Origin of the sequence: Undibacterium sp. Ji42W, from assembly GCF_049340405.1 — a bacterium.
GTDB lineage: Bacteria > Pseudomonadota > Gammaproteobacteria > Burkholderiales > Burkholderiaceae_D > Undibacterium.
Genome location: NZ_JBMPOV010000007.1, coordinates 206,095 through 218,375, shown reverse-complemented (window position 1 = coordinate 218,375; position 12,281 = coordinate 206,095). Strand labels below are relative to the sequence as shown.

Below are 12,281 nucleotides of genomic sequence, written 5' to 3'. Positions count from 1 at the left end.
TGACATTGCAACATTTCTAATAATATGAAAATGTATGAATATAAGACCCCATCTTTTGGATCGTCAGAGATCGAAGCACCCCTGCTCAGGATCACCCACATTTGAAGCAGATATCTTGGCAGCGGCATCAATCAATACAACATCCTTACGACCGTTGAGGCCTAACTCGGTTAATATAGTCTGAACGCGCTCATACTCAACATGAGAAAAGTAGAGTATTGCTTTTATCGATTTCGCGGTTCCATTTGCTACCTCATAGACCTTAACCTGATGTTTCAGGTTCTTCTTAAGCTTGGAATTCGACGCAAGCTTAAATTCAACCAAGGTCTTATCCCGATTTCCTTTAGAAATTTTGAAATCAACTGGCCCACGGCCGTTGTTAACTTCACGGTTCACGTCGTAGCTAGTCGCACACCATGTAAGCCTGTACATAATTTGCAAATCCGCTTCTCGTTGTATAGGCTTGCCATCTTGATAGAAGATTCGATAACCATCGCCGTTTTCAATCACTGATTTAAGGAAATGCAAGCGCCGCAATGATTCGTCAAAACTATCACCAAGTTCGTAGAATTCTGTACCGGCCAAATTACCTTCAACCATAGTACGTATCTGGTCAACGAATTGGACCTGAGTCTGCCTAACCTTCAAATCACTGATTTTATGCGCCTCGGCACCAGAATCTTCTTTTTGTTTGACATAATAATCCAGTACTTCGGGGAATTTTTCGATTGCATCTGCAGCAGCTTCGCGAATCTCCTCTTTCAAAGAGTCTTCTGACAAACTACGCAAAAAATATTCATTGACCTGTGCTCTCAACTGTTCGTTGGGCATTGCTTGATAAATCTCCTGAAAATTGTCCAGCAAATCTGGTCGATTTATCCAGGCTTCATCTTTGGTCAACATATCCTTTGGCGTAAGTAGAATAAAATCACTTCCTAAGATGGGTAGCTCGTAACGTGCACCTTTCCAACGCCGACTTACATAGTCAAAAGATACCTTATCGATCGCGATTGGACGTCTCAAGCAAGATGGAAGATTGGCTTTCGCAAAAGTCTGTGTGTAATCGAGCAGGTAACACTTGATCAAATTGGTAGTAAAATCGCTAAGATGGTCTCGTCCAACACCATCTGCCATCAAACAAAGCTTCTCCAAGTGACTTCCGCGACTGATACTCTCATTGCCAAAATCCTTAAAAACTCTGTGCAGGTTGCGATGCAACTTTTCGGCAAAATCCCTACCCAACCCACTGCCTTTATTCCCTGTTTTGCTGAATCCCAACCAATTCTGACTTACCTCAGGGAAGCGAAACCAACCATCGAGTAAACCGCTATTAATTGTATCGTCGATAGAAACGTCACGCAGAAATTTGACGTAGCGAACTATCTCAGCATGCAAAGCTTTGTATTCAAGCTTTTCACTATCAAAGAGCAAAAATGGATCGATAAACAATGGCAAATCATTTATCAGCGAAATGTTAAACGCGCCATAATCATCAAGCACCTCCGGCTGAACTTCGAAGAAATCAGAAAAATAAATCTTCACCGCCCTAGTGCCCATGCTTCACCTTTTAGCGTTGTGTGCAGCTTTGATGCGCTACGAAAACATATTCAAAAAATCACGCCCACTCAGCACTTAGACTTTCAGCCTGTTGCAACACAGTTTGAATGGCTTCTTCCTGCTTGTCCGGCGGATACTTATATTTTCGTAATATGCGTTTTACCATCAGGCGAAGTTTCGCCCTGACGCTCTCACGCTGCGCCCAATCTACACTGTTATTCTTGCGCAGATTTTCTGTCAATTCATGGGCGATCAGCTTCAAGGTTTCGTCACTCAATTCACGGACGGCAGATTCATTATTGGCCAAAGCATCGTAAAAGCGCACCTCATCGTCACTCAGACCAAGCGCGACACCGCGACTGGCCGCTTCTTTAAACTTCTTCGCCATCGCTATCAGCTCTTCAATAACCTGAGCCGTTTCTATGGAACGGTTTTGATAACGTTTAATGACATCAGCAAGCAGATCAGAGAATTTCTTGTTCTGTACGACATTGCCACCAAATTTGCTCTTGATTTCATCTTCCAACAAACGTTCCAACAACTCTACGGCAAGATTACGTTCAGGTAGATTGCGCACCTCGGCCAAAAAATCATCGTCAAGTAGCCCGATATTGGGCTTGTCCAATCCAACTGCTTCGAATACGTCTACCACCTGCTCCGACACAACGGCTGAGCCAATGATCTGGCGGATGGCGAGCTCCCGCTCTTCGTTCGTCTTTTTCTTTATGCTGATGTCACGCTTGGTCAGCATTACTTTGATAGCCTGAAAAAAAGCTACCTCTTCTCTTACTACTTTTGCTTCATCCAGTGTGCAACACAAAGAAAATGCCTTGCTCATAGCCAGTGCATGGTCTGCCCAGCGTTTCTTGCCGTCTTTTTCTCCCAGTACATGATTTGCAGCACCCGCCAGCATCTTGTGCCCACCCGTTAAAAAACTGTCGTAGGCAAAACCACGCAACATACTACGCAACAGCTCCAGCTTTTCTTCAAGCAAGGCATAAGCTTCGCGTGCATCAACAGTCGGCCTGCCACGGCCATTGCTGGCGGTATATTCTTTCAGCGCCTGTTTCAAGTCATTGGCAATGCCTATGTAATCCACCACCAGGCCGCCCTGCTTATCCTTGAAGACACGATTCACCCTGGCGATAGCCTGCATCAGGTTATGGCCCTTCATCGGTTTATCAACATACAAGGTATGAACGCAAGGGGCATCAAAACCTGTGAGCCACATATCACGCACAATAACCATGCGTAGCGGGTCAGCAGGGTCTTTAAATCGCTTCTCCAGATCTTTTTTGATTTGCTTGGAATAGATATGTGGCCGCAGCAAGGCTTTATCGCTGGCCGATCCTGTCATGATGATCTTGATCGCACCCTTGGCGGGGTCTTCACTATGCCATTCAGGCCGCAGCTTGATAATTTCGTTATACATATGGGCGCAGATATCACGGCTCATGGCCACTACCATGGCCTTGCCGCTTTGCGCTGTAGAGCGTTCTTCAAAATGCCTGACCAAATCTGTCGCTACCTGGCGTATGCGTGGCTCCGCACCAACCACTTTCTCCAGCGCAGTCCATTTGCTTTTGAGTTTGGATTGTTCATCGTCGTCCTCATCTTCAGCCAGCTCATCGACTTCGGCATCCAGGTCATCCAGCTCTGCCGCCTTCAAGCCCAGTTTAGCCAGGCGTGATTCATAGTAAATGGCAACAGTCGCGCCGTCATCCTTGGCTTGCTGCATGTCATAGACGTGGATGTAGTCACCAAACACCGCACGAGTGTCACGGTCTTCACCAGAAACTGGCGTGCCAGTAAACGCTACAAAAGTTGCATGTGGCAAGGCATCGCGCAGGTTTTGTGCATAACCGACTTGATAACGCTCCATATAAGTGGCAGGTGCTTCAGCCACCTTCAACGGCGCATATTCAGCATCATTGGCACCTGATTCATAATTGGCGGCTCGCGCTTGTTTTCGCACCTTGAGCTTGGCTTCAAAGCCATACTGAGTACGGTGCGCCTCATCTGCAATGACCACGATATTGCGGCGGTCAGACAATAATGGAAAACTGTCTTCATCTTCACCAGGGCTAAACTTTTGTATCGTGGTGAAGATAATGCCACCAGAAGGCCGCCCTGTTAGCAAGGCACGCAATTCCTGTCGCGTACTTGCCTGCACAGGCTGCTCACGCAACAAGTCTTGTGCCAATGAAAACACGCCAAACAACTGTCCATCCAAATCATTACGGTCGGTGATAACCACTATGGTTGGGTTTTCCATCACCGTTTCGCGCATCACACGGGCAGCAAAGCAAGTCATGGTGATACTTTTACCACTACCTTGTGTATGCCAGACCACACCGCCCTTTTGGCTACCGCCAGGACGGGAAGCAGTAACGACCTGCTCAATAGCGGCGCGCACAGCGTGAAACTGATGATAACCAGCGATCTTCTTAATAAGCCCGCCATCATCTTCAAACAATACAAAGAACCGCAGATAATCCAACAAATAAACTGGTGCCAATACACCCTGTATCAACGTCTCCAACTCATTGAACTGCCCCAGCGGGTCTAGCTTGATACCGTCAATCGTGCGCCATTGCATGAAGCGTTCTGCGTCACTGGACAAAGATCCCAAACGCGCCTCGCTACCATCTGAAATGACCAACACTTCGTTATACTGAAAAACATCAGGAATCTGTTCTTTATAAGTCTGGATTTGCTCAAACGCTTTCCAGATATCAGCGTTTTCATCAGCAGGGTTCTTCAACTCCAGCAAGACCAAGGGCAAGCCATTCACAAACAGGATAATGTCCGGGCGACGGGTATGCTTGGGGCCCTTCAGCGTATATTGATTAACCGCCAGCCATTCATTAGCCTGTACATCAGCGAAGTCTATCAATCGAGCAACGTCACCACGGGTTTCGCCATCTTTTTGATACTCCACTGGTACGCCATTCACCAGCATGTGATGAAAATGACGATTGGCTGAGAACAAGGCAGGCGTACCCAAATCCATGACTTGTTTAAGTGCGTCGTCATGTGCACTCAGTGGCATTGCCGGATTAAGACGCTGAATAGCAGTACGCAAGCGCTCTATCAGCAAAGGCTGGCGATAATCACTACGTTCCGGCGCATCTCCGTCTGGCGCAATGGCATAGCCACTCACACATTGATAACCAGCCTCTACCAGCCAGGACAGCGCTTCAATTTCCAGTTGGTCTTCGGTCATCGTTGCGTGCCCAGTAAAATCTCGTTCAAGGCAATATTCACATAATAATTGCTGCGCCCTATCTTATGCTTTTGCACAAAACCGGCATCCGCCAGGGCCTCTATATATTTGGTTGCAGTCAGGCGCGAGATTTTAAGATCTTGCTGCAAGAATTCAATCTTGGTATAGGGATGATTGAACAGATTATTGATCAAGTCCTGACTATAAAACTTAAACCCGGCACGTATGCGGTGCTTATAGTCAAACAAAGCCGCCTTGATGGCGTGGATGGTAGCGATGGTCTTGCCAGCAGTCAGCTCCACTGCCTCCAGCATATACAGTACCCATTCTTCCCAGGCATCTTCATCACGCACGGTTTGTAGCAGCCTGTAATAATCCGTCTTGGAACGCACGATATGGCTGGACAAATACAACACGGGCACATCCAGCAAGCCTTCTTTGACCAGATATAGCACGTTCAAAATACGACCTGTACGGCCATTGCCGTCATAAAATGGATGTATGCTTTCAAACTGGTGATGGATGAGCGCCATCTTGATCAAAGGGTCAACGGCATAGCCTTCGCCATCATTAATAAAATGCTCCAGACCGCGCATCAAACTGACGATCTCAGCCGGATCTTGCGGTGGAGTATAGACCGTCTCGCCGCTATTGTTTTTTAATGCGGTGCCGGGCAATTTGCGGAAGCCAGCATTGTTGCGTTCCAACTCAGCCTGTACCTGAATAATATGGTTGGCCGTGATCAGGCCAGTATCGCGCACCAGCTCAAAGCCCAGGCGCAGTGCCTGGCGATAGCGGTTAACTTCTTTTGCTGCTGGGTTGGCGACGGCCTCTGGCAAGACATCGTCCTTGAATAACTCGTCATGGGTAGTGACGATGTTTTCAATTTCCGAACTGTCCTTGGCTTCTTGCAAACCCAGGGTATTGATGAGTATGCCCTGATTGGGAATGGATGCGGCAACCCCCTTCAATTCCGCCAGTTGACGGCTACTGCTCGCCAGCTTTTTAAGTATGGCAGGTGTATCAAAACGCCTGACATCCAATTGCTCTAGCGGAGAAATGCCGATCATCAGGTCTGCCCTTCGGGTTGTCATGTATAGAAATATAGAATTTCTATACATATTAACCCCGACCTGTATAGAAATCGAGATTTTTTATGTTAATCCATTTGCAAATACGCTTTATGCTGCTTTTAGCTCGGCAATGGATCCCAGGTCTGGCAGGCGTAATTGGCCTGAGATCAAGCGGGGGAGAAGAGTGTCGCGGAGTGCTGTGAGAGTCTGAATTTGTACCATATTGAGGAAAATTCGATGACGCAAGCCAGACACTATATTATCGAACTCTGTAAGTAGTTCCGGGCTTGGGCAACGGACCAGCAAACGATAGACGTTGTTTCGATTAAGGCCAGGGACCGCAGCATCCGTGTTCATTTCACTTAAGCCAAGCGTTTTCAATAAATAATAACAGTAAGTTAACGGCAGCTTACTTTTGACAAAGAATACTGTATCTATTGGGAAAAAAGGACGATCTTCCCAATATAAACTCCCGACAGTCCCCTTCCTGCCAATAATGATTGAGGGGCCATCTACCAGAGCTTCATTATGATAGCCAGTGACGCCACCTGAGCCATAGACAGGAACTTGTCCATTAATTCTCTCGCTTGCTTTAAGCGCCTTGCCATACGCCAGTTCTAACAAATTATCTATGCGCTCAATTTTCCATCCCGTTGGAATCAAACCCATTTCAGATATTTCAAAACTATTAGGGAAAAGAGCTGCGGTCGTCTTCTCCAAATCAATTGGCAATTCACCCTGCTGTTTTGCGTGGACTGGATCGAAGTCGACAAACCAAGATTTGAACAATACCTGCGCAATAGCTTCAAGCGTGCAATTAGTTTCTCGCAAAAGGGCAATGCGATCATCTATAGCCCCGAGCATAGTTGCAATCCCCTGCTGCACTTCTAGCGGAGGTAATTTCAACTTAAACTTAAAGCAATCTCCAACCCGAATATGACTAACGACCGATCCCGAACCTTCATGGCTTCCGAACTGCTGTTGAAGGCTTGGTGATAAAAATGAGTAAAGCAAAAACCGAGCATCCAGAGACTGAGGATTCACTCGGTATTGCATCAATCTTTGCCCTAAAAAAACACCTTCTGCTTCGGTGACCATACCAACTTCACCAATTGGCGCTTCCCGAGTTAAAACCACATCACCGTAGTTAAGCTGCGCGCGACGAGTCCAAGTCTTATACGTTTCTTGTTTAACAAATTTGCAACCACTTAAATCAATTCTTCCGTTTCGAACATTGGTAGTTCGAATCATCCGGTAAGGTGTAACTTCCGTAACTATCGGGGCAGTTTTATTAACACAATCAACGATTAGTTCACAAACATCTTCGACCATTACAAACGGCCACTCAGAACTCATAACCTAACCCTCCTAATTTCAGGCGGATTAAAGCGTCCAATTGCTTACCCTTTGTCATCTGCTCACCCAGCTTTTCTGTAAGTTTTTGCATTTTTTCTGCAAAAACTTCTTTATCCTCCTCAACTTCTATAGCCCCTACATAACGGCCTGGAGTAAGCACATGGCCATGCTCGGCAATTTCAGCCTGCGACACGCTACGGCAATAACCTGCAATGTCTGCATATGCATCTTCCCCAGTGCCACGCCATGCTGCTACAGTCCCTGCAATACGGTCAATCACCTCATCCGTAAACTCAGTCTGCACACGGCTAATCATGCTGCCCAGCTTACGCGCATCAATGAATAGCACTTCACCTTTGCGCTTATTCTTTTGCTTGGTCAAAAACCACAAACAAGCCGGTATCTGCGTATTGAAAAACAATTGCCCAGGCAGCGCAATCATGACTTCAACCACATCAGCCTCCACCATGGCACGGCGGATTTCGCCTTCGCTGTTTTGGCTGGAACTCATACTGCCATTTGCCAGTACGATACCGGCGCGGCCATTTGGCTTGAGGTGGTAAAGCATGTGCTGCAACCAGGCGTAGTTGGCATTGCCTTGTGGCGGTGTGCCATAAACCCAGCGCGGGTCACCTTCGAGACTACCGTGCCACCAGTCGCTGATATTGAATGGCGGGTTAGCCAAGATGAAATCTGCGCGCAAGTCTTTGTGCTGGTTTTTAACGAAGGTGTCGTCAGGCTCACGGCCAAGATTAAAGTCTATGCCGCGGATGGCCAGGTTCATGGCTGCCAGACGCCAGGTGGTGGGATTGGCTTCTTGCCCGTAGATGCTGACATCACCAATCTTGCCGCCATGGGCTTCGATAAAACGTTCTGACTGCACGAACATGCCGCCGGACCCGCAACAAGGGTCATACACCTTGCCGTGGTGTGGTGCCAACACGGCGACCAGGGTTTTGACGATGCTGGCGGGCGTGTAAAACTGCCCGCCGCGCTTGCCCTCTGCACTGGCGAACATGCCGAGGAAATATTCGTAGACCTGCCCCAATACATCGCGGGCGGTGCTGGCATCGACACCAAAACCGATTTTTGAGATCAGGTCAACCAGTTCGCCCAGTTTGCCATCGGGCAGTTGTGCGCGGCCATAGCGTTTATCGAGTATGCCTTTGAGTTTGGGATTTTCTGCTTCTATCAGCGACAGTGCATCATCGATGCGTTTGCCTATGTCGGCTTGCTTGGCGCTGGCGCGCAGGTTTTCCCAGCGGGCGGCTTCTGGCACCCAGAATACATTGACTTCTTTATAGTAGTCTCGGTCTTCGAGTTCTTCTGCCAGCAGTGCTGCATCGGCATCTGGCAGGTAGTAATCGTCATTTTCATCGGCAAAGCGCAACGTGAGTTCTTCGCGGCGACTTTGGAAGGTATCAGAAATATATTTCACAAAAATCAAGCCAAGCACCAGATGCTTGTACTCAGCCGCATCCATGTTGGCACGCAGTTTGTCTGCCGTGGCCCACAGGGTTTTTCTTATATCTTCTATCATTACATTGCCCAATTATTGCATTTTTCGCATCATTTAATAATGCCCGACATATTATGGACTAAATCGATAGTGACGGGCGTTGAAAATAGCAAAATCCAGGCTGTTATCTAAGGCGCATCCCGCGCTGGCATGGTCTCAAACACTGCCTGGTAACGCGGGTCTTCTGCGCCTTTGGCTTTCCAGTAATCATAGTATTCCGGATAAGGGATGGGGTGCAGGCGTTGCAGGGTGAGCATGGAACGGGCGGCTTTTTTTGGCTGGCCATTGAGTGCATAAACCTCGGCCTCGATGTTGAGGATGTGGACAAAGCCGAAGCGCGGGGCCCAGGTTTCTATGTAGTTGATCTCTTCTGTTGACATGCCTTCGCGCGGTTTGATGCGGGTCAGTTTGAAGTATTCAAAGAACTGCGGGAATAGGGTGAATGCAGGTTTTTGCAGGAATTTTTCTTTCGATTCAAAACCTGCGCTCGTGTCTCGTATGGACTTGAAGCCGGTGACGACGCGTTGATAGTCAAGAGTAACGGCCGCCATCAGTATGCAGCCGATGGCAAGCCCAGCCAGCACGATGCCGGGCCTGATCACGGTACCTCCACCAGGCCAGCGTAATTGATGGACCATGCCCATGAGGACGCCGACAGGTATCAGCACAAAGGCATACCAGAGCGGGAACTCGACCATGCTGTGCACGCCTACGGCAAACAGGCTGAGGCTACATAACTGCCATGCGGCGCTTTCTGTCGTGTTTTTTGCCGTGTTTTTTTCAGCGATTTTACCAGCGCCTTTTTTCGATCTGATGCAGGTCTGGTAAAACCACCAGCACAAGCCGCTCATGATGAGGATGGTGGCTGGCCAGCCCAGTTCGGCAGCCAGGTTCAGCGGCAGGTTATGGGCATGCTCGGCATAGGTGCTGGATGTAAAGTCTGCCCCGACGCTGACCTGGCCAGGGCCAAAGCCAAACCAGCCTACACCCAGCCAGGGGTGTTGTGCTGCGAGTTGCCAGGCGGTTTGCCACAGGCCGGTACGCTCGGAGCGGCCACCCACATGGTCGGCCACAGAGCCGCCAGAAAACCCGATGGCCTGGCTGATTTGCGGCAGGCAAAAGGTCAGCACGGCATACAGGATGACCAGAGCCAGCATGGCGATGATGACGGGTGTACCCTTGCGTTTGCTGGCACCCAGCTTGCCTGCGGTATAGGCAAAAAACAGTGGCACCAGTATCCAGCCTATGCGCGATTGCGTCAGCACGGCCCCCCAGAGCAAGAGCGCGGCGATAGCTGCTGAGCTGAAGCCAGAAAATCTATGCGTGCGGTAAAAATGCCAGAGCCCTGCCAGTGCAAAAAAATACAACAGGGCCAGTTGGTTGGGTTGCGCCACGTTGGCGTAAGGACGCATGGCGATATGCGGGTCTTTGGCGATATACATGACGAACGGCGTTGCATCCAGCCCGAGTATCTGGATATGCTGGAACACCAGCGACAAGGATGCCGCCAGCAGGCTGGCCAGCGAGATCGCTGTCACCGCCATATCCAGTCTGACTTGCTCAAGCGCGAGGCTGCTGCCAAACACCATGGACAGTGCAAACAACAGCAGATACAGGATGGGCAGCACAACAAAGCTGACTGGCGTTATCATGCCCAGCGCCACTTGCAATAGGATCAGCAGGATGATCCCGCAAGGCAAGGCGAGCAAAGCCGGAAACCGCAGGCGCACTGCTGTCGTGGATGCAGATGCAGATGCTGATGCGGACGTTGATTTAGGTAGAGATAGAGATACCGACCACGGGCGAATGACGAAAATTGCCATGGCGCCAAGCAGACCAAGGCAGATGATCAGGTCGTGATAAAAAGTTCTGTACGGATGGATATGATAAGGATGTGCGTAGCTGAAAAAAATTGCCAACGCAAAAATGACCAATGCCAGCTTGCCTTCCTTTGCGGATGTCATTCGGGATACATTTCAAGAATTGGCCTGGCATGGCTCATTGTGTATCGATGAGTCATGCCAGGCCGGGTAAGAATCACATGTTAACTACATTTTGAGAGCGAGTGGCATGATGCCTTTGTAGGCCGCTGTTTTTGCATCAAGCACGGCAGGGAAAACCGATGCTCTTATCTTGATGGGTTGGTATTTGCAGGTTTTTTCATCGCAGTCATTCGATTTTAGCCATGACTGTATATCTGCCTTTTTGTCTTCATTGTTTTTTTCCAGTATCGTAAAGTCCTCGGCGTTTTTAAGGATTTCGTCCTTCATGTCGGCATAAGGGATATGCAACTGCGTCAAATGGCCTTTGTTACCGCCAAAAGACAGCATGGCGTTGACATTGCTGATATCGGCAGGATCAGTCGGCTCTTTGGTACCGACCAGTTTAGGACCCCATATTGGCAAAGTTGTCTTGCCTTTTGCCAGCGAACCATCGGTAATCTCGGACGCCTGCACTACCTGGAATTCTTTACCCAGCGCAGCGATGTAGGCAGGGCGTGCTTCCAGCAAGGTGCTGACACCGTACAAAAAGGCAGAAACCTGCACAACAGCAATGACTGCCAGATCAAGTAACAGCCATTTCTTGCCCGGTTTGAACACCACCAACGTCAGTGCTGGCCCCAGCACCACGTCGATACCAACAATGAGAAAGAAGATTTCATAACCGCCGATTGCCCTCAGCATGGGCGTGGGGTACCACATATACCAACACATCATGAGCAGGCCAAGACCAACCATGCAGCTCAGGAAAAAATGCGTGCCACTGGCACGATAGCGAGATATAGATGTTTTCATAGTAGTTGACATGAATCGTAAAAAAATCCCGGAGAGCCGGGTCAGGTTCTGTCACATCAGGGTATCTTGGTCTCAGATTGAATACCAAAGCATTTCCATGGAGTTGACATCACGGACCTGGTATCGGTCAAAATCAAAGAAAAGCACGTATATTCTAATGAGCTTTTTCCGCTTGATCAAGACTGGCGGGGCCTGCCAGACGGTTAAAAGCGGGAAAGAGGTGTCGGCACACGATAAATATTAACATTAAAACAATTTTTCCACATCCAATCATGGGCAATCTAGTCCAGGCTTTCTCTCTTATGCCAAACTGGCAGTTTGAAATAATTCCATGTAGGAAGCTTAAAATATGCTTATGCTGCCGGCCGACAAAAAGAAAGGAAGCCTGCAAGGCGATCAATTGACCTTCCACGACGAGGCCACCGTGACGCAATTCAATCAGCATCAACAGTTAGAAGGCATCCATAAAGAACAGGAAGAAATGCAGTGCTATTACATGCAGAAGACCAATACCAGTCTATATACGCTGAATATGCTGAATATGCTGAATATGCTGAATGACACTTTCCAACAATGAGAACCTGAGAACACATAAAAGTTTCTCTCGACGATGAGAGAGTGACCCCGAATGGCTGGACTCGTACTTACTGGCCGGGAGATACAATCGCCTTGCTGAAAACAGGTGAGGTCATTTACCTGAGCCTCGATCATGATACAGTGAACTGCAGCAGCTAAAACAAAGTGCCTTCCATTTG

General features: G+C 48.5%; 8 protein-coding genes and 2 pseudogenes. 2 read left to right on the top strand and 8 right to left on the bottom strand.

Annotation, left to right across the window (positions count from 1 at the left end; all coding sequences use genetic code 11):
- Positions 1 to 63 precede the first annotated feature (63 nt).
- The 8 genes and pseudogenes from ACO0LG_RS16955 to ACO0LG_RS16920 all read right to left on the bottom strand — a co-directional run bounded on the left by ACO0LG_RS16955 (position 64) and on the right by ACO0LG_RS16920 (position 11,526).
- Positions 64 to 1,557 (bottom strand): hypothetical protein, encoded by a 1,494-nt coding sequence (locus ACO0LG_RS16955; protein ID WP_423028411.1) that lies wholly within the window; start codon positions 1,555 to 1,557, stop codon positions 64 to 66.
- A gap of 58 nt (positions 1,558 to 1,615) precedes the next feature.
- A pseudogene (locus ACO0LG_RS16950) lies at positions 1,616 to 2,587 on the bottom strand (DUF3387 domain-containing protein); the annotation flags it as partial.
- A gap of 66 nt (positions 2,588 to 2,653) precedes the next feature.
- A pseudogene (locus tag ACO0LG_RS16945) lies at positions 2,654 to 4,783 on the bottom strand (type I restriction endonuclease subunit R); the annotation flags it as partial.
- Positions 4,780 to 5,877 carry a Fic family protein gene (locus ACO0LG_RS16940; RefSeq protein WP_423028409.1) on the bottom strand — a complete coding sequence of 366 codons (1,098 nt, stop codon included), beginning with the start codon at positions 5,875 to 5,877 and terminating at the stop codon, positions 4,780 to 4,782. The gene ACO0LG_RS16940 and the pseudogene ACO0LG_RS16945, both read right to left, overlap by 4 nt.
- An 87-nt stretch (positions 5,878 to 5,964) precedes the next feature.
- Positions 5,965 to 7,212 (bottom strand): restriction endonuclease subunit S, encoded by a 1,248-nt coding sequence (locus tag ACO0LG_RS16935; RefSeq protein ID WP_423028407.1) that lies wholly within the window; start codon positions 7,210 to 7,212, stop codon positions 5,965 to 5,967.
- Positions 7,202 to 8,752: a type I restriction-modification system subunit M gene (locus tag ACO0LG_RS16930; protein WP_423028405.1), complete on the bottom strand. Its 1,551-nt coding sequence runs from the start codon at positions 8,750 to 8,752 to the stop codon at positions 7,202 to 7,204. Before ACO0LG_RS16930 ends, ACO0LG_RS16935 begins: the two co-directional genes overlap by 11 nt.
- 107 nt (positions 8,753 to 8,859) lie before the next feature.
- Positions 8,860 to 10,695 (bottom strand): Wzy polymerase domain-containing protein, encoded by a 1,836-nt coding sequence (locus ACO0LG_RS16925; protein WP_423028403.1) that lies wholly within the window; start codon positions 10,693 to 10,695, stop codon positions 8,860 to 8,862.
- Positions 10,696 to 10,779: 84 nt separating this feature from the next.
- Positions 10,780 to 11,526 carry a hypothetical protein gene (locus ACO0LG_RS16920; protein WP_423028401.1) on the bottom strand — a complete coding sequence of 249 codons (747 nt, stop codon included), beginning with the start codon at positions 11,524 to 11,526 and terminating at the stop codon, positions 10,780 to 10,782.
- Between the two features lie 349 nt (positions 11,527 to 11,875).
- Here ACO0LG_RS16920 and ACO0LG_RS16915 point away from each other — a divergent pair, with 349 nt between their 5' ends.
- Positions 11,876 to 12,103, top strand: a complete 228-nt coding sequence (locus ACO0LG_RS16915) for a hypothetical protein (protein ID WP_423028399.1) — start codon at positions 11,876 to 11,878, stop codon at positions 12,101 to 12,103.
- Between the two features lie 14 nt (positions 12,104 to 12,117).
- Positions 12,118 to 12,261: a cyclic-phosphate processing receiver domain-containing protein gene (locus ACO0LG_RS16910; protein WP_423028749.1), complete on the top strand. Its 144-nt coding sequence runs from the start codon at positions 12,118 to 12,120 to the stop codon at positions 12,259 to 12,261.
- The last annotated feature ends 20 nt before the right edge of the window (positions 12,262 to 12,281 follow it).